Consider the following 17,390-nt stretch of genomic DNA (forward strand, 5'->3'; position numbering starts at 1 on the left):
TCGCGGCCGCGCGCGGACCGGATCGGCCGAGGCGCGCCAGCCGCGTTCGTATCAGCCCCGCGCGGGGCGGCGGAGAAGACGCGAAAGCTGGTCCTTCAGTGCCAGCTTGAGCTTCTTGAGCCTCACGATTTCGTGCGGATCGGCGCTCCGCACGCGCTGCATCAGGCGCAGACGCTCGTCGAGCTTCTGATGACGCTCGAGCAACGCGAAATAACGGTCGGACATGACAGTCTCCCTATCGAACAGGTGCACAGGTTCGATCGGATGTGCCGACACCGGATTTGGGGCAGAGGGGGGAGGAGCCCGGGCCCGGCATCGGCAACATCCGATGCGGTCCGACATCACGCTGGCTCAGGGATTGAAACCCGGAGCCGGCGCCAGAGGGGCCCGGTCCGCTCATTCGATGTGAGAAAGCGGATTTCGGGTTTCAAGTGGGGCAGCCAATTCTTTGGCCATTCGCCGTTTGAACCGGGAACGCATCGCTGCCCGCGTCTTGGCTGCCGCTCGCCTTCAAGCGTGTAATTTGGCTTCATTATCAGTTCACGAGGCCGGGCCGAGACTGAGGGCAGACTTTCCCCGGTTGACGCACGCTTGGAACGCCCACGCACTGATCGCGTTTGGGGGACGGGCGCGAGGGTATTGCGTGGTCACGAACGTGGCATGATCAATTGAAGGGACAAACGATGAAAAAATCTATCGTGTTACTGGCAGCCGCCGCGCTGCCGCTTGGCGCATGCACTTCGTACAATGGTGATAGTGACACCCTCGCCAGCGCCGGGACCGGCGCCGCTATCGGCGCTGCTGCCGGGGCCGGCGTCTCTGCCGTTGCCGGCACCGACCTCCTGACCAGCGCCGCGATCGGTGCCGCCGCCGGCGGGCTTGCAGGCGCGGTCTGGGCTGACCGGAACCGCGATGGCCGCGCTGACGGCTACGTCTACCAGAACCGCTACTATGCGGGCACCCCGGACACCTACCAGCCCGGCATGGGCGATGCCTCCTACTGCCCGAGCGTGGGCGGCACGGCGCTCAAGACCGGCGTTGCCGGTGCGGCCGTTGGCGCCGGCGCTGGTGCGCTCATCGGCGGGCTCGGCGTGCTTGAAGGTGCTGCGATCGGCGCGGCCGTTGGCGGCCTTGGCGGTGCGATCTGGGCCGACCAGAACCGCGACGGCTGCATCGACGGCTATGTCCGCGAAGGCCAGTACTATGCGGGCGTTCCGGCTCAGCAGCCCGTGAATACCACCTATACCGGTGAGCGGGGCTGAACCTTCAAATGACTAGCATTGCAAGGGCCGCAATGGCCCGGACCAACCGCGCGGTGCTGGTCGCTGGTGTGGGCGCGCTGATTGCATTCGGCGCGCCCATCCCTGTGGCGGCGGCGCAGCCTTACGGTCTGGACAGCCACGAGCTTCGGTCGGAGGTGAAGGACCGGGCTGGCGACTTGCGCCGTTTCTATGCCTCGCGGGATTATCGACCGCTGTGGTTGTCGCCCGACGGCAGTGCCCGTCCCGCAGTCGACCGGCTGCTGAGCCGGCTCGACACCGCACAATTTGATGCGCTCGATCGGAAAACGCTGAAAAAGCTGCGGACCGATTCCGTCCGCCGTGATCTCGATCGGGCGATGCGCGGCGATCCCGAAGCAATCGCGAAGGCCGACACGGGCCTGTCACATCTATACGCGTCCTATGTCCAGGCCATGCGTGCCGCTCCCCGGGCGTCGATGCTCTACGAAAGCCGTGCGCTTGCGCCGGTTGTCCCCACTGCCGAGGCTGCCTTGCAGGCAGCCGCAAAGGCGCCCTCGCTCGAGACCTACGTTGCCGAGATGGGCTGGATGCACCCCTTCTACGCCCCCCTTCGCGACGCGCTGGACAGCAACGGGTACGATCCCGAACGCCGACGCACGATCTGGGAAAATCTCCAGCGCGTGCGTGCGCTGCCGGCCACTCCGGCCGATCGCTATGTCCTAGTGGACGCGGCGAGCGCGCGGTTGTGGATGTACGAGAATGGCAAGCCGGTGGATTCGATGCGGGTCGTTGTCGGCAAGTCTGAATCGCAGACCCCCGCGATGGCAGGCTTCCTGCGCTATGCGATCGTCAATCCCTACTGGAACGTCCCGCCGGACCTCGTGCAGCGGACAATCGCGAACGGCGTGCTGAAGCAAGGCACGAAGTATCTCAAGACGCGCGGTTACGAAGTGCTGCCAAGCTATGACGAGAGCGCCAAGCCGATCGACCCTGCGAAAATCGATTGGAAGTCAGTCGCGCAAGGTGCGGAGCCGCCTTATGTCCGTCAGAAACCGGGCGGCGGCAATTTCATGGGCAAAGTGAAATACGAATTTCCCAATCCCAAGGGCATCTACCTTCACGACACGCCTGACAGGGGACTGCTGAAGCTCGACGAACGCCAGCTCAGCAACGGCTGCGTACGCCTCGAGGATGCGGAGCGCCTGGGGCGCTGGTTGCTCGGCAAGTCGGTGGCCAAGGCGGGTTCGAAGCCCGAACAGAAAATCAACCTGCCGACCCTTGTGCCGGTCTATCTCACTTACCTGACCGCTGCGCCGACCGAGAAGGGGATCGCATTCCGCGATGACGTCTATGGCCGCGACGGAGCGCCGCAGATGGCCGCTTTGACGAACTGATCAGCGGCGCCTCGTTCCCCAGGTGAAACTTGTCTGCAGGGTCGATTCGACCGCCTCGCCCCGCCCGTTTGTGGCGGGGCGAAAGCGGAAGCGGGCTGTAAACAGGCGACACGTGAGATCGTCGAGCAGGGCATGTCCGCTCGAACGAAGCACCGTGCAGCGATCCACTGCGCCATCGGTGCGAACGCGGAAGCTGATGGCGACAGTGCCTGCAAGTCCGGCTGCCTCGGCCGCGCGAGGATAGTCGCTGTCGCGCAAGGCCCCGGCGATGCGTTGCGCCGGCGTCCCCGCGCCCCCGCCGTCGCTTCCGCCTGTGCCTGAGCCTGAGCCGGCGCCCGTTCCGGTACCGGCCGTGCCCGCGCCCGAATTCACATCCCGTCCCTCTCCTGCCACCGAAGCAGCCGGTGCCGGACGGAGTGGCACGGGCGCGGTTGGCGCTTCCACCGGCATGGCATCGGCCTTGGCTCCTTCATCGCCAGGCCGACCTTTCGCGGGGTCGCTTTGCCGCTGCGTGGGGGGGGGCGGCGGCGGAGGAGGCGGAGGGCGCATGTCCACGGTGACGAGCGGGGTGTCAGCACTGTCCGGAGCAACCCCGCCCGATCGCAAGCCGAGCAACAATCCTGCCGCCAACGCCCCGTGGACCGCGATCGTAAGCGCCAGGGCGCCTGCACGCCTGCGCGGGTCCTTGTCCTGCCCATACATCGCATGATGGACAACGGAGAAAGGGGCGCTCTGCTCCCCTTTCGGAACGCTTGCGGCAGATCAATGCGCGCACTCTGCCGAACGGTAGCATTCCCGCCATACCCGCGTGGTTCCGCAGCAAGGAGAAAAGCGATGGATTTCGCCCCGTCGGCACGGCAACTCGAATGGCGGGATCGCGTTCGCGCCTTCATGGAGAGTCACGTCTATCCGGCCGAGGAGGCGTACCGCGCGCACCTCAAGGCCGACGATCCCGCCACGAGATGGAGCGTCCCGCCAGTCGTCGAGGAACTCAAGGCCCGCGCCTACGCCGAAGGGCTGTGGAACCTCTTCCTGCCTCCGTCCGGGCACGACGAGGGGGATTACCGCGGCGCTGGTCTCACGAACCTCGAATATGCCCTGTGCGCGGAAGAGATGGGCCGCGTGGGCTTCGCATCCGAGGCGTTCAACTGCTCGGCCCCCGACACGGGCAACATGGAAGTGCTGCACCGATACGGCTCGGCGACACAAAAGGAAGAGTGGCTACGCCCGCTGATGGACGGCAGCATCCGCTCCGCATTCCTGATGACCGAACCCGACGTCGCCTCTTCCGACGCGAGAAATATCCAGACCTCGATCCGGCGCGAGGGTGACAGCTACGTCATCAACGGCCGAAAGTGGTGGTCTTCCGGCGCGGGAGATCCCCGCTGCAAGCTGGCGATCGTCATGGGCAAGACCGATCCCGAAGCGCTGGCTCACCAGCAGCAGTCGCAAGTCCTGGTTCCGCTCGACACACCTGGAGTTGAGATTGTGCGCATGCTGCCGGTGTTCGGCTACGATGGCGCTCCGCACGGTCATGCCGAGATCGTCCTTCGCGATGTGCGCGTCCCGGCGGAGAACATGATCCTGGGCGAAGGACGCGGGTTCGAGATTGCGCAAGGCCGGCTGGGACCAGGTCGCATCCACCACTGCATGCGCACGATCGGGGCGGCCGAGCGGGCCATCGAGAAGATGGCCGAACGCCTGCTTTCGAGGGTCGCGTTCGGCAAGCGGCTCGCCGACCAGTCTGTCTGGGAACAGCGCCTCGGCGAAGCGCGGATCGACATCGAGATGGCCCGATTGCTGTGCCTCAAGGCCGCCGACATGATGGACAAGAGCGACAACAAGGCGGCTCGGCTGGAGATCGCCATGATCAAGGTGGCCGCCCCCCGCGCCGCGCTGCGCGTTCTGGACGACGCAATGCAGGCCCACGGCGCGGGTGGACTGTCAGACGATTTCGGACTGGCCGAAACCTATGCGGGGATGCGCGCGCTGCGCATCGCTGACGGCCCGGACGAGGTGCACCTGCGCTCGATCGCCCGGCTCGAGCTGGGCCGGGTAGGCGATCGGATGGCCGCGTGGCGCGACCGTGCCAGGCCTCTGGGCGTTTGAAGCGATGATGCGCTGTGGCATCCGCCTCCCGGTGGTGTATCCCGCCTGGACACTGCTTACGAACACCCGCGCGATGAAGGTGCCCAATTGAAGATTTTCCTCTTCGGCAAGCTCGGCGAACTAATCGGGCGCGAAGTGAATTTTGAACCGGAGCCGGGCACGGCGACAATCTCGGATGTGCGGCAAGCACTCGCCCGCGCCCATCCGGCTGCCTCGGACGACCTCCTGTCTCCGCGAGTGCGCGCATGTGTGAACGACGCGATGGTGAGCGACCGGCATCCTGTCGCCGCCGACGACGAAATTGCGCTCCTGCCACCGGTGTCAGGTGGCTGACGCAGTCGAAGCGCGCATAACGGACGACGCGCTTGATCCGCGGGCGGAGTTCGACGCGTTCCTTGCGGCTCTCGGGGGTGAAGGCGGGGTTGCCACATTCACCGGGCTTGCGCGACCATCGTCCATCCGCGGCGCGGCGGTCGAGCGGCTGTTCCTTGACCACCACCCGGTGTTGACGGAGCAATCAGTGCGGCAGATCGCCGCGGACGCGCGGCAGCGCTTCGGCGTCAGCGCTGTCCGCGTAGTCCACCGGATCGGTGAGGTAGGCAGCGGCGATGCAATCGTATTCGTGGCCGCTGCCTCCGCTCACCGGCGGGCCGCATTCGAGGCCGCCGATTACATGATGGATCGACTGAAGACCCAGGCGGTGTTCTGGAAGCGCGAGGACACCGCGATCGGCTCGAACTGGATCGAGCCCACCGAGGCCGATCATGCTGACACGCAGCGCTGGAGCGACTGAATGCCCGGAATCGACGCCAGCCTGGCCTTCCACCCACTGCACATCGCGGTCCTGACAATCTCCGATACGCGTGACGAGGCGACCGACAAGTCCGGCGCCTTGCTCGCCGACCGTCTTCAGGCGGCTGGCCATGTCCTGGCGGCCAGGTCGATCGTGAAAGACGAGGTAGACGCCATACGCGCGCAAGTCCGCGCGTGGGTCGCTGACGAAACCATCGACCTGGTGTTGGCCACCGGCGGCACCGGCTTCGCGCCGCGCGACGTCACGCCCGAAGCGGTGCGGCCCCTCTTCCGCCGCGAGATGGACGGGTTTTCCGTGGTCTTCCACCAGGCAAGCCTGGGCACCGTGGGTGTCTCGACACTGCAGTCGCGCGCGTTTGCGGGTCAGATCGAGGATACCTTCGTCTTTTGCCTGCCCGGCTCGACCGGCGCCTGCCGTGATGCGTGGGACCTGGTACTGGGGCAGGAGCTCGACAGCCGCCACCGGCCCTGCTCGCTTGCGGGACAGATTCCTCGCCTCCGGCACCTGTGCGCATGATCTCCTTCGACGAAGCGGCGCACCTCGTGCTCGAGCTTGCCCGACCGGCCGGTAGCGAGCGCGTGCCGATCGCGAGGGCGGCGGGACGGGTGCTGGCGGAGCCGGTCCGCGCGATGATCGATTCACCTCCTGCCGACGCTGCCGCGATGGACGGCTACGCCTTGCGCAGCGAAGACCTGCCCGGGCCACTGCGCCTGATTGGCGAATCCTTCGCCGGAAGCGGGTTCGCCGGAACGGTCGAGCCGGGAACCTGCGTGCGGATTTTCACCGGCGCTCCTGTGCCGACCGGCGCGGACCGGGTGATGATCCAGGAGAACGCCGCGCGCACGGACGATCGTGTATCGTTCAGTGAGGGTCCGGGAACAGCCCGCCACATCCGCGGCCGCGGGTCCGATTTTCGTACCGGGCAGCTCTTGGTCGATGCGGGTGAACCCATCACGCCGCGCGCCCTTGTCGCCGCGGCGGGAGCGGACGCGGGCGAGGTTGCGGTCTGGAGGCAGCCGCGACTGGTCGTCCTTGCCACGGGCGACGAGCTTGCTCCACCCGGAGAGGCGCGCACCAGGCCCGGCCAGATTCCCGAGAGCGTGTCGTACGGGGTGGCCGCGCTCGCCGAGCAGTGGGGCGCACGCGTGCTCGAGACCTGCCGCGTCGCCGACGACCTGAAAGCGCTTGAACGCGCCGCGGCCAGCGCACTCGAGCAAGCCGATCTCATAGTCGTAACGGGCGGCGCCTCTGTCGGGGAAAGAGATTTCGCGAAGACGATGTTCGAGCCAGCGGGCCTTGAACTGTTGTTTTCGAAAGTCGCGATGAAACCGGGAAAGCCAGTGTGGCTGGGCCGTGCAGCGGGACGGCTTGTAATGGGTCTGCCCGGCAACCCGACGTCCGCGATGGTCACTGCCCGGCTGCTGCTTGCCCCCCTCGTTACTGGTTTGTCGGGCCGCGGTGGCGCGCTCGAATGGCAACCGGTCCGACTTGCCGCGCCCCTCGCCGCTTGCGGAGAGCGCGAGACATTCGTTCGGGCACGTCGAAGTCCATCGGGAGCCGAGCCGCTCGGCCAGCAGGATTCAGGAGCGCAGGCGCCCCTGGTCGAGGCGGACCTGCTTTTGCGAACGCGCCCCCAGGAGCCGGCGCGGCAACCTGGAGATATCGTTGAGGCGCTGGAGTTCTAGGCCAGCCTGGCTTCGGCCATAGCGAGATCGGCCCGAGTGTTGATGTTGTCGAACATCTCCGCCGCCTCCCACCGGCCGATGGAATATCCCACTCGCTCCGCGAAGCCGATCAGCGACCGGCGCCCGCTGGCGGCGTAATCCGCGATCTCGCCCAATGCCTCGGTCCGCCATAACCCACATACGGGATGAACCTGTCCGCGTGCCTCAGCCAGTGCTGCGCCGCGGCCGGCGAACGCTTCCATCAGGCGGGGCAGCAGGTCGGTGGGCAGGAAGGGCATGTCGCACGGTACCGTCAGCACCGCGTCACTACCGGTCGAGCGAGCCGCCGCCAATCCCGCGAGCGGTCCGCCGAGGCCCGGCTCGTCGAGCAGCAGCGGCAGCCCGGCCGCGCCCACCTGGGCGGCCGATCTGGCCGAAATGAAGATATCGTCGCTCCAACTCCTCGCGCGGTGGATCGCTCGATCGAGAAGAGTGCGCCCCGCGAGCATCCTCAGAGGCTTCGCCCCGCCCATCCGGCTGCCATCCCCGCCGGCAAGGATGACCACGGCAACCTCCGGCGGAGTCAGGGGAGAAATTATCTCAATCGCCCTCGTAACCGGCGGCAACCTCTTCCAGCCGCTCGCGATCGAGTACCTCGACCCGGTTCTGCTGGGCCAAACGGATCAAGCCGCGCTGGCGCAGGTCGGCGAGCATCCGGCTCACCGTCTCCTTGGTGAGACCCAGGTAGTCGGCGATATCGAGTCGGCTCATCGGCAAGTCGACGTTTCGTTCGCTGACCCCGGTGACCCGCTCCTGCCGTCTTTGGAGGTCGAGGAAGAAGCTCGCCAACCGTTCGGCTGCCGTCTTGCGCCCCAACAGCACCATCTGCTGCTGTGCCGCCGCCAGTTCGTGCGCCGAGAGCCGGTAAAGCTCGTGTTCGACGGTGGGATGATCGGCGATAAAGCGCGCGAACGCATCGCGCGAGAACCACCACAGTTCGGCGCTGTTCAGTGCCTCGACGGTGAAGGAGTATTCCCCTTCGAGCGAGATGCCCAGGAAATCGCCGGGGAACATGAACCCCGTCACCTGGCGCCGCCCGTCACCGAGCAGGGTGTAGATCTTGAGCGATCCGAAAGTCAGCATGAACACGCGGCGCGCGGGGTCGCCTTCGTGGAACACGGGCTGTCCCGCTTCGAGCTTCTGCATGCTGCCGAGCCGGCGCAGGTCCGCCAGCACGTCCGGCGTCTGGCTGCGGCAGATCGTGATCGGGCGCACCGGGCAGGTTTCGCAAGGGTGGCCCGCTGGCAGATCGGTCAGCGCGCCGGACGGCGTATAGGGCACTTCCCACCTCGGTCAGGATTCGCGGGCAAGCCGGCAGGTGTTTGACATGGCTCAACGCCTCCTACCCCATCGGCTGTAGGGATCAAACACGGCACGATGCTTTGGAGAGGGTTCATGCCGGATTTCCGCGTTTTCGAGCTGGAGGAGCGCCACTTTGCGCTGGCCTACCCGCTCGCGCGGTCAGCCGCAGGCGTCTCCCTCCCTCGCTGGCAGGCATACGCGCGCCAGGTCACCTTGCAGGGAGGCGGTGTGCTGGGTGTGGAGTCGCAGGACGACTGCTTTTACGGGCTGGCTGCGTTCAGGACGCAGGAGACACTGCGGCATGGACCGGCCCTGAGCGTGGACGTCCTGGCAGCCATCGACCTCTCCAGCGATCGCCCTGTGCGCAGCGTGCTCTGCACCCGTCTCGATGAAATTGCGCGCGAGCGTGGGCTCGACAGCATTATCCTCACCTTGCGCCCCGGTCGGGTCTCGGCCGGCTGGAACGGGTGTGAGTTGGCAGCCGATACCATCGGGTACCTCAGGTCGCTTGCGGGACCGTCGGCCCGCCCGAACCGCTAGATGAGGAACCAGATTGCCAGAGCCACGCCGACGATCGTCACGACCAGCCAGATCCAGGGCCAGCCTTCGCCCTCCCCCTCGCTGGCCGAGGCGGTGTCGATCGGCGCCGGAGTGCTGCGGTTCGTGTCGTAAACGGTTTCCGAAGTGCTCTTGAGCGCGGGGTTGAGCGCCCCCTCCTCGGCCTTACGGTGCTGCGGATCGTTCATCGGGCGCTCCGTGGTGGTGGTGGTGATGGTGGTGGCCGGCCGTTCCATGGGTATGTGCCCCGCAGCCTTCGGCAGTCAATCGCCAGTCGACCATCGCCAGCAGGCAAAGTGTCCCAGGATCGTCGCTGTCGCGAAGCGATGACATCAGCGTGGCCCAGTCTTCCTCCGAAGCGAAGCGTCCGAAGTCGGCGACCGCCGCGCGGATATAGCCTGCAAAGCTGAGGCCGGTCTGCGCGGCTGCAGCCGCGACGCGCTGCGCCAAGGCGGGGTCCGTCCGCTCAATCCACGCCTGGAACCCCGCTGCGGACCGCCGCGCGGCGCCCAGGATATCGCCCATCATCGCCATCAGGCGGCAGCGCCTTCGATCAGGACACCTTCGACCCGCCCCCGCTTCGCGAGTTCGGCGACGTAGCGCGCCGCCTCCATCGACCAGCTACGCGCCTCCAGCATATCGGCGATTTTCGGCCGTGCCGCCTCGAACGGCAGCGTCTGGCCGGGTATTTTGCGGTGGAGGCGCAGAACGTGCCAGCCAAACTGCGATCGGACCGGCTCGCGGCCCGTCTCGCCATCGGCGAGCGCCTCGATCGCGGCCTGCACCGCCGGGACCAGCTCACCCCGGCGGATCTGGCCGAGCGACCCATCCTGCTGTGCGGATGCACAGCCAGACATCTCGCGTGCAGCTGCGGCGAACTTCGCCTGGTCGTCGCCGATTTCCTCGATCAGCGCGCGGGCACGCTTCTCGACAACCTGCCAGGCCTCATCGGTCTTGCCTTCGGGTTCGAGCAGGATGTGGGCTGCGTCGAACAGGTCCGGGGTGCGGAAGCGTTCGATATTGGCATCGTAGTAGCGCCGGCACTCGGCCTCGCCCGCTTCTGCCGGCGCTACCTCGTGTTCGAGCACCGCGGTTATCAGCGCGTCATCCTCGGGCTCGTTCCCGGCCTCGTCGCTTGAATCCCCGAGGCCCAGGCGCCGCCCCTCCTGAAGCAGCAGTTCGCGCACGGCGAGGGCGCGCGCCGCCTCGGCCCAGGCGGTTTCCGCGTCGGGCGCGGGATGATGCTGGATCTCGCGTGCGATGGCGTCGGGATCGATCTCAACCCCGTTGACGATCACTTCGCCAAAGCTCGGCGGCGGCGGAAGCAGCGGCTCGGGGCCACCCGAGCAACCGTGGCTTTCGCACGAGCTTGGCATGACGGGCGCGGATCGCTGCTGCGGATCGCCCAGGTTGATGACGTCGAGCTGGCGGCTCATGCCCCCGCCTCCCCGCTCTCGGCTTGCTGGCGCAGCACCGCTGGCCCGCCATAGCTGGGCGCGACGCCTGCGGGACCGCGCGTGAGCGAATAGTTGGGCTTGTCAGACCGCCGCGAGCGGACGATCTGGTATCCAGGGCGCAGCAGGAACCACACCGGCGCGCTCCAGATGTGCACCAGGCGAGTGAATGGCGTGATGATGAACAGCGTCAGGCCGAGCACGATGTGCAGCTTGTAGACCAGCGCGGTGTCCTTGATGATGTCAGGCGCGGCGGGGTTCAGTGTGAGGATGCCGTTGGCCCAGCCCATGAACTTCACCATTTCGCTGCCGTCGAGATGCTGCAGCGTCCAGTAAGTGGTCGCGATGCCGAGCGTGAGCTGGAGCCAGATCAGCACCAGCACAAGGATGTCGCCAATCGAGGAACTGCGCCGGATGCGCGGATCGAACAGCCGGCGATGGAGCAGCAGGGTAGCGCCGACATAGGCGAGCACGCCTGCGATCCCGCCCACTACGAGCGCAGTGGTCTGCTTGAAGCTGTGGCTCACACCCATGAGGTCGAACACGTTGACTGGCGTGAGAAGCCCGACGAGATGTCCGAAGAACAGGATGATAATGCCCATGTGAAACAGGTTGGAGCCCAACACCATCTGCTTGCGGCGGAGGAACTGGCTCGATTGCGAGCGCCAGCTGTACTGGTTTGCGTCGAACCGCATCACACTGCCCACGACAAGCACGGTGACCGCCAGATAAGGATACCACCCGAACGCCAGCTGGTTGATGAAGTCGGTCATCGTCCTGCCTCCTGTGCCTTGGCCCGGTTAGCGGCCCTGATCCGCGCGACCGGACCGGTCGGCCCGCCCATCTCGTGCGCCGCGTGGGCGCTGAACGAGACCGGGGTCTCCTCCCAATCGTCCTCCACGTCGGGATCGACGGGCGGCGTGTTGTCATCCACCCCCGCGACCGCCGCCATGTCGGGCCGCGCGCCGGCGAGCGCGACGAGCCCGCGGAAGATCGCGGCGTAATCGGACCCGCGCTTGTCGAGCCGCTCAGCGAGCGCGGCGAACACATGCGCGGGCTGGCCTATCGTCTCGCGCGCCTCACCCGGCGGCAGGAACGAGGCGTATTCGAGGAACACCGGTATAAAGTCCGGCAGTTCGCTTGCTTCGAGGTAGAACCCGCTTTCGATGTACTGCTGCCCGAGGTCGATCATCGCCTGCCCGCGCTCGCGGCTGTCGCCGTGGACGTGCTCAAACAAGTGCAACGATAGCGAGCGCGAGCGGTCGAACAGCTCGCTGTAGGCCGATTGGGAATCGAGGAGCTCGTCGTCCGCGAGCCGATCGAGCAGCGGCTGCAGGCGCCGCAGCGCCGCGCGGGGGAGCGCGTCTTCGCTTCGGATGGCTTGGGCAACCTCGCTGGCATGTTCCTTCAGCTCTTGCGATGGATAGCCAAGCAGCGCGGCGAAAGCCTTGAGGGTGGTCCTCATGTCGTCGGCACCTCCATCCGCGGATCGCGCGGCGCTTTCTTGGCTCCTCCGCCGAACAGGTTCACCTTGGTCTTGCCGAGCGAGTTTTCCTTGAAGCCGAAGCCTGAGGAACCACGCAGGACAAAGGCGTCCTCGTCGAGTTCGCGCCGGGCGGTCGGGATGACGTAGCGGTCTTCGTAGGCGGCGAGAGCCATGATCCGGTACATCTCCTCGATCGTCGTGCGGTCGAGCCCGACGCGCTGCGGGATCGACTCGTCGATCCTCCCCTCCACGCTCTTGGCGCGCATGTAGGAACGCATGGCCAACATCCGCTCGAGCGCGTGGGCGATCGGCTCCTCGTCGCCCGCGGTAAGCAGGTTGGCGAGATAGCGCAGCGGGATGCGCAAGGAGCGAACATCTGGCATCCCGTCGAGCGCCGAGATCTTGCCCGCTTCCGCTGCCGACTGGATCGGCGACAGCGGGGGCACGTACCAGACCATCGGCAGGGTGCGGTATTCGGGGTGAAGCGGGAAGGCGATCTTCCACTCCATCGCCATCTTGTACACCGGCGAGCGGGTCGCAGCCTCGAGCCACTGGTCTGGGATGCCCTCCGCCCGCGCGGCTTCCTGAACTTTGACGTCGTAGGGATCGAGGAACACGCCGAGTTGCGCGGGATAGAGGTCCTTCGGATCCTCGACGCTGGCCGCCGCCTCGATCTTGTCCGCATCATAGAGCACCACGCCGAGGTAGCGGATGCGGCCGACACAGGTTTCGGAGCACACCGTCGGCTGGCCCGTCTCGATGCGCGGGTAGCAGAAGATGCACTTCTCGCTCTTCCCGCTCGACCAGTTGTAGTAGATTTTCTTGTACGGGCAGCCCGACACACACATCCGCCAGCCGCGACACTTTTCCTGGTCGATCAGGACGATGCCGTCCTCCGCCCGCTTGTAGATCGCGCCCGAGGGGCACGACGCGAGGCAGGTGGGGTTGAGGCAATGCTCGCAAAGCCTCGGCAGGTACATCATGAAGGTCTTTTCGAACTGGCCGTAAATCTCCTTCTGCACCCCGTCGAAGTTGTAATCGTGCCCGCGTTTTTCGAACTCGCCGCCGAGCATGTCCTCCCAGTTGCCGCTCCATTCGATCTTGTTGAGTAACTCGCCGGTCACCAGCGACTTTGGCCGAGCGGTCGGCTGCGCCTGCAACTCGGGGGCTGATTGGAGCCATTCGTATTCGAATGTGTAGGGTTCGTAGAAGTCGTCGATTTCAGGCAGATGCGGGTTGGCGAACAGCTTCGACAGGATGCGCCACTTGGCGCCCTGTCGGGGAATGATCTTGCCGTTGCCCTTGCGGACCCAGCCTCCCTTCCACCGCTCCTGGTTCTCCCAGTCCTTGGGATAGCCGATGCCCGGCTTGGTCTCGACATTGTTGAACCAGGCGTATTCGACGCCTTCGCGGTTGGTCCAGACGTTCTTGCAGGTGATCGAGCAGGTGTGACAGCCGATGCACTTGTCGAGGTTCAGGACCATCGCGATCTGGGCACGGACCTTCATTCCGCCGCCTCCCTCGTGACGGTTCGGCCGGTGCCGGTTCCCCAGTCGGCGGTCCCTCCCTCGACGTTGGCGCTATCGTCGGCGGCTTTGTCGAACCAGTTCACTTCGCTCATCTTTCTCACGATCACGAACTCGTCGCGGTTCGCCCCCACCGTGCCGTAGTAGTTGAAGCCGTAGGCGAGCTGGACGTAGCCGCCGATCATGTGCGTCGGCTTCATGTTGATCCGCGTCACCGAGTTGTGGATCCCGCCGCGCTGGCCGGTGATCTGCGAGCCGACCGTGTTCACCAGCTTTTCCTGCGCGTGGTACATGATTGCCGATCCCGGCATGATCCGCTGCGAGACGATCGCCCGCGCCGTCAGTGCGCCGTTGACGTTGAACACCTCGATCCAGTCGTTGTCGACGATGCCCGCCGCTTTCGCATCATCCTCGCTGATCCACACGGTCGGCCCGCCCCGGTTGAGGCTGAGCATGATCAGGTTCTCGGTATAGGTCGAATGAATCCCCCACTTCTGGTGCGGGGTGAGGATGTTGAGCATGATCTCCTTGTTGCCGTTGGGGAGCTTTCCGATCACCTGCAGCACGGTCTTGGTGTCGATCGGAGGGCGCCAGGTGACGAACCCTTCGCCGAACGCGCGCATCCAGTGGTGATCCTGGTAGAGCGACTGGCGTCCTGACAGCGTGCGCCACGGGATCAGCTCGTGCACGTTTGTGTAGCCCGCGTTGTAGCAGACATGCTCGCTCTCCAGCCCCGACCAGGTGGGCGAGGAGATGATCTTCCTCGGCTGCGCGGCGACATCGCGGAAGCGGATCTTCTCCTCTTCCTTGCCTTCCGCGAGATGGTGATGAGAGCGCCCGGTGAACTCGGCCAGCGCCGCCCAGGCCTTGACCGCGACTTCGCCGTTGGTCTCGGGCGCGAGCATGAGGATCGTCTCGCAGGCGTCGATGTCGGTATCGATCTTGGGCCGGCCTTCGGTCGGCCCGTCTGCCACTCGCCCGTTGAGGTCGCCGAGCAGCTCGACTTCCTTCTTCGTGTCCCAGCCGATGCCCTTGCCGCCGTTACCGAGCTTTTCGAGCAGCGGCCCCATCGAGGTGAAGCGCGCATAGGTTTCCGGATAGTTGCGCTCGACCACCTGCACGTTGGGCATTGTCTTGCCCGGGATCGGCTCGCATTCGCCCTTCAGCCAGTCCTTCGGCTCATAGGGCTGCGCCATTTCGCCAGGCGTGTCATGCTGGATCGGGGTGAGCACGACGTCGTGTTCCACGCCCAGCACTTCCGGAGCGATGTCGGAGAACTTCTTCGCGATCGCCCGGAAGATGTTCCAGTCACTCTTTGTCTCCCACGCCGGGTCCACCGCCGCCGACAGCGGGTGGATGAACGGGTGCATGTCGGAGGTGTTGAGGTCGTGCTTCTCGTACCAGGTCGCGGTCGGCAGGACGATGTCGGAATAGATGCTGGTGGTCGACATTCGGAAGTCGATGTTGACCATCAGGTCGAGCTTCCCGACCGGCGCCTCATCGTGCCAGACGATGTCCTGCGGCCGGTCGATACGCGGGTCCTCATCGGTGCCGACGACGCCGTGCATCGAGCCGACGAGGTGCTTGAGAAAATACTCATGCCCCTTGCCGCTCGCGCCCAGCACGTTCGAGCGCCAGAAGAACATGTTCCGCGGCCAGTTTACCGGGTTGTCGGGATCGAGTGTGGAAGGCTTTATCTCGCCAGATTTCCATCCGTCCGACACCACGGTCGCCGGATCGGCGCCGGTTTCGTGAATGTGGCGGCCCAGTTCGATCGGGTTGAGCTGGAGCTGCGGCGCGGAGGGCAGCCAGCCCATCCTTTCGGCCTTGGCATTGTAGTCGATGAGGCTCGCGGACCAGTCCCCTTCCGGCGCGACCGGAGAAAGGATTTCCGACATCTTGAGCGTCTCGTAGCGCCACTGGTCGGTGTGCGCGTAGAAAAAGCTGGTCCCGTTCATCTGCCGCGGCGGGCGGGTCCAGTCGCTCGCGAAGGCGAGGGGTAGCCAGCCGGTCTGCGGGCGCAGCTTCTCCTGGCCGACGTAGTGCGACCAGCCGCCGCCCGACTGGCCGATGCAACCGCACATCACCAGCAGGGCGATGATGCCACGGTAGCTCATGTCCATGTGGTACCAGTGGTTCAGCCCCGCCCCGAGGATGACCATCGAGCGGCCATTGGTCTTCTCGGCGGTGTCGGCGAACTCGCGCGCGACCTGGATGATCGCCTGGCGCGGGACGCCCGTTACCTTCTCGGCCCAGGCAGGCGTGAACGGTACGTCGTCGTCATAACTCGACGCCACGTTCTCCCCGCCGAAGCCCCGATCGACGCCATAATTGGCGCAAAACAGGTCGAACACCGTGGCGACATAGCCGCTCGTTCCGTCCGCGAAGTCGAGCCGCTTGAGCGGGACGTTGCGCATGAGGATCTCGTCGTGCCCGGTGGCGACGAAATCGTGCGGCGCGGTGCCCCCGAAATAGGGGAACGCGACCGGCTCGATCGCGTCGGCATGATCCTTGAGCGTGGTGCGCAAGCGCACGTCGCGGCCCTGCCCGTCCTTCTCCTCGAGGTTCCATTTGCCCTTGTCGCCCCAGCGGAAACCGGCCGATCCAAGCGGGGCGACCAGTTCGCCGGAAAGCTCGTCGAAGGCGACCGTCTTCCAGTCCGGGTTGATGTTCTCGCCCAGGCCGTCAGCCAGGTCCGCCGCGCGAAGCTGGCGGTCAGGCACCAGCCTTCCATCGCGCTCTACGATCTTCACCAGCAGCGGGAAGTCGGAATACTTGCGAGTGTAGTCGGCGAAATATTCCGGCTGCCGGTCGACGTGAAACTCGCGCAGCACGACGTGGCCGAGCGCGAGCGCCAGTGCTGCATCGGTGCCCTGCTTGGGATGGAGCCAGATATCCGAGAACTTGGCTGCCTCGTTGTAGTCAGGCGAGATGACCGCGCTCTTGGCCCCGCGATAGCGCACTTCGGAATAGAAGTGCGCGTCGGGGGCGCGGGTCATCGGGATATTGGAGCCCCACACCAGCAGGAAGCCGGCGTTGTACCAGTCCGCGCTTTCGGGAACGTCGGTCTGCTCACCCCAGGTCTGCGGGCTCGAGGGCGGCAGGTCGCAGTACCAGTCGTAGAACGACAGGAGGTTGCCGCCGATCAGCGAGAGGTAACGGCTGCCGGCCGCGTAGGAGATCATCGACATCGCCGGGATTGGCGAAAAGCCTGCGATCCGGTCCGGCCCGTATTTCTTGATGGTATAGGCGTTGGCCGCGGCGATGATCTCGGTCACCTCGTCCCACCCGGAGCGGACGAATCCGCCGCGTCCACGCTTGGAGACCCAGTCTCGCCGCTTGTCGGTATCCTCTACGATCGACTGCCATGCCGCCACCGGCGTCATGGTCTTGCGCGCTTCACGCCAGTGGCGCACCAGCCTTGCTCTCACCAGCGGGTATTTGATGCGCGTGCCCGAATAGAGGTACCAGCTATAGCTCGCCCCGCGCGGGCAGCCACGCGGTTCGTGGTTGGGTAGATCAGGGCGGGTGCGCGGATAATCGGTCTGCTGGGTCTCCCAGGTGACGATCCCTCCCTTCACGTAGATCTTCCACGAGCACGAGCCGGTGCAGTTCACGCCGTGGGTCGAGCGCACGACCTTGTCCGCCGCCCAGCGCTTGCGATAGGCGTCCTCCCATTCGCGCGGCTCGTCGGTGGTGATCCCGTGACCGTCGGAAAACTTTTCCCGCGTGCGGCGAAAGTAGGTCAGGCGGTCGAGGAAATGGCTCATTGCGTCGTCGCT

At 65.7% G+C, this 17,390-nt stretch carries 19 protein-coding genes; 8 read left to right on the forward strand and 11 right to left on the reverse strand.

Going from position 1 to position 17,390, the window contains the following annotated elements; genetic code table 11:
- Nucleotides 1–51: 51 nt before the first annotated feature.
- Nucleotides 52–225, reverse strand: coding sequence for a DUF465 domain-containing protein (locus IEW58_RS10075; RefSeq protein WP_188644995.1), 174 nt, complete (start codon nt 223–225; stop codon nt 52–54).
- A gap of 458 nt (nt 226–683) precedes the next feature.
- Here IEW58_RS10075 and IEW58_RS10080 point away from each other — a divergent pair, with 458 nt between their 5' ends.
- Both IEW58_RS10080 and IEW58_RS10085 read left to right on the forward strand, forming a co-directional pair.
- Nucleotides 684–1,262 carry a YMGG-like glycine zipper-containing protein gene (locus IEW58_RS10080; RefSeq protein WP_188644996.1) on the forward strand — a complete coding sequence of 193 codons (579 nt, stop codon included), beginning with the start codon at nt 684–686 and terminating at the stop codon, nt 1,260–1,262.
- Nucleotides 1,263–1,294: 32 nt separating this feature from the next.
- Nucleotides 1,295–2,635, forward strand: coding sequence for a L,D-transpeptidase family protein (locus IEW58_RS10085; RefSeq protein WP_188644997.1), 1,341 nt, complete (start codon nt 1,295–1,297; stop codon nt 2,633–2,635).
- On the opposite strand, the gene IEW58_RS10090 is transcribed toward IEW58_RS10085, so the two are convergent.
- Nucleotides 2,636–3,337 (reverse strand): energy transducer TonB, encoded by a 702-nt coding sequence (locus tag IEW58_RS10090; RefSeq protein ID WP_188644998.1) that lies wholly within the window; start codon nt 3,335–3,337, stop codon nt 2,636–2,638.
- A 132-nt stretch (nt 3,338–3,469) separates the two neighbouring features.
- Between IEW58_RS10090 and IEW58_RS10095 the strand changes: the two genes are divergently transcribed.
- The 5 genes from IEW58_RS10095 (at nt 3,470) to IEW58_RS10115 (ending at nt 7,243) form a co-directional block, all read left to right on the forward strand.
- Nucleotides 3,470–4,744, forward strand: a complete 1,275-nt coding sequence (locus IEW58_RS10095) for an acyl-CoA dehydrogenase family protein (protein ID WP_188644999.1) — start codon at nt 3,470–3,472, stop codon at nt 4,742–4,744.
- Nucleotides 4,745–4,831: 87 nt separating this feature from the next.
- On the forward strand, nt 4,832–5,077 hold the full coding sequence (locus tag IEW58_RS10100; protein WP_188645000.1) for a MoaD/ThiS family protein: 246 nt from the start codon (nt 4,832–4,834) through the stop codon (nt 5,075–5,077).
- Nucleotides 5,070–5,537, forward strand: a complete 468-nt coding sequence (locus IEW58_RS10105; RefSeq protein ID WP_188645001.1) for a molybdenum cofactor biosynthesis protein MoaE — start codon at nt 5,070–5,072, stop codon at nt 5,535–5,537. The genes IEW58_RS10100 and IEW58_RS10105 overlap by 8 nt, the downstream gene beginning before the upstream one ends.
- Nucleotides 5,538–6,074 carry a molybdenum cofactor biosynthesis protein B gene (moaB, locus tag IEW58_RS10110; protein WP_188645002.1) on the forward strand — a complete coding sequence of 179 codons (537 nt, stop codon included), beginning with the start codon at nt 5,538–5,540 and terminating at the stop codon, nt 6,072–6,074.
- The gene (locus tag IEW58_RS10115; protein WP_188645003.1) at nt 6,071–7,243 is read left to right on the forward strand and encodes a molybdopterin molybdotransferase MoeA; all 1,173 of its coding nucleotides are present in this window, start codon (nt 6,071–6,073) and stop codon (nt 7,241–7,243) included. The genes moaB and IEW58_RS10115 overlap by 4 nt, the downstream gene beginning before the upstream one ends.
- Here the strand turns inward: IEW58_RS10115 and mobA are convergent.
- Complete coding sequence (mobA, locus tag IEW58_RS10120) at nt 7,240–7,788, reverse strand: molybdenum cofactor guanylyltransferase (protein ID WP_188645004.1); 549 nt, start codon at nt 7,786–7,788, stop codon at nt 7,240–7,242. The two genes, IEW58_RS10115 and mobA, sit on opposite strands and share 4 nt — an antisense overlap.
- 34 nt (nt 7,789–7,822) lie before the next feature.
- Nucleotides 7,823–8,563: a Crp/Fnr family transcriptional regulator gene (locus IEW58_RS10125; RefSeq protein WP_188645005.1), complete on the reverse strand. Its 741-nt coding sequence runs from the start codon at nt 8,561–8,563 to the stop codon at nt 7,823–7,825.
- Between the two features lie 96 nt (nt 8,564–8,659).
- Between IEW58_RS10125 and IEW58_RS10130 the strand changes: the two genes are divergently transcribed.
- On the forward strand, nt 8,660–9,124 hold the full coding sequence (locus IEW58_RS10130) for a hypothetical protein (RefSeq protein WP_229658538.1): 465 nt from the start codon (nt 8,660–8,662) through the stop codon (nt 9,122–9,124).
- Here the strand turns inward: IEW58_RS10130 and IEW58_RS10135 are convergent.
- The 7 genes from IEW58_RS10135 to IEW58_RS10165 are packed head-to-tail and all read right to left on the reverse strand — an operon-like array spanning nt 9,121 to nt 17,378.
- Nucleotides 9,121–9,330 (reverse strand): hypothetical protein, encoded by a 210-nt coding sequence (locus IEW58_RS10135; protein WP_188645007.1) that lies wholly within the window; start codon nt 9,328–9,330, stop codon nt 9,121–9,123. The genes IEW58_RS10130 and IEW58_RS10135 overlap by 4 nt on opposite strands.
- Nucleotides 9,308–9,676, reverse strand: coding sequence for a hypothetical protein (locus IEW58_RS10140; RefSeq protein WP_188645008.1), 369 nt, complete (start codon nt 9,674–9,676; stop codon nt 9,308–9,310). Before IEW58_RS10140 ends, IEW58_RS10135 begins: the two co-directional genes overlap by 23 nt.
- Complete coding sequence (locus tag IEW58_RS10145; RefSeq protein WP_188645009.1) at nt 9,676–10,578, reverse strand: peptidylprolyl isomerase; 903 nt, start codon at nt 10,576–10,578, stop codon at nt 9,676–9,678. The genes IEW58_RS10140 and IEW58_RS10145 overlap by 1 nt, the downstream gene beginning before the upstream one ends.
- Nucleotides 10,575–11,369, reverse strand: coding sequence for a respiratory nitrate reductase subunit gamma (narI, locus tag IEW58_RS10150; RefSeq protein ID WP_188645010.1), 795 nt, complete (start codon nt 11,367–11,369; stop codon nt 10,575–10,577). The genes IEW58_RS10145 and narI overlap by 4 nt, the downstream gene beginning before the upstream one ends.
- Nucleotides 11,366–12,061, reverse strand: coding sequence for a nitrate reductase molybdenum cofactor assembly chaperone (gene narJ, locus IEW58_RS10155; protein ID WP_188645011.1), 696 nt, complete (start codon nt 12,059–12,061; stop codon nt 11,366–11,368). The genes narI and narJ overlap by 4 nt, the downstream gene beginning before the upstream one ends.
- The gene (narH, locus tag IEW58_RS10160; RefSeq protein ID WP_188645012.1) at nt 12,058–13,590 is read right to left on the reverse strand and encodes a nitrate reductase subunit beta; all 1,533 of its coding nucleotides are present in this window, start codon (nt 13,588–13,590) and stop codon (nt 12,058–12,060) included. Before narH ends, narJ begins: the two co-directional genes overlap by 4 nt.
- Complete coding sequence (locus IEW58_RS10165; RefSeq protein WP_188645013.1) at nt 13,587–17,378, reverse strand: nitrate reductase subunit alpha; 3,792 nt, start codon at nt 17,376–17,378, stop codon at nt 13,587–13,589. The genes narH and IEW58_RS10165 overlap by 4 nt, the downstream gene beginning before the upstream one ends.
- Nucleotides 17,379–17,390 lie beyond the last annotated feature (12 nt).

The sequence above is a fragment of the Tsuneonella deserti genome, from assembly GCF_014644315.1.
GTDB lineage: Bacteria > Pseudomonadota > Alphaproteobacteria > Sphingomonadales > Sphingomonadaceae > Tsuneonella > Tsuneonella deserti.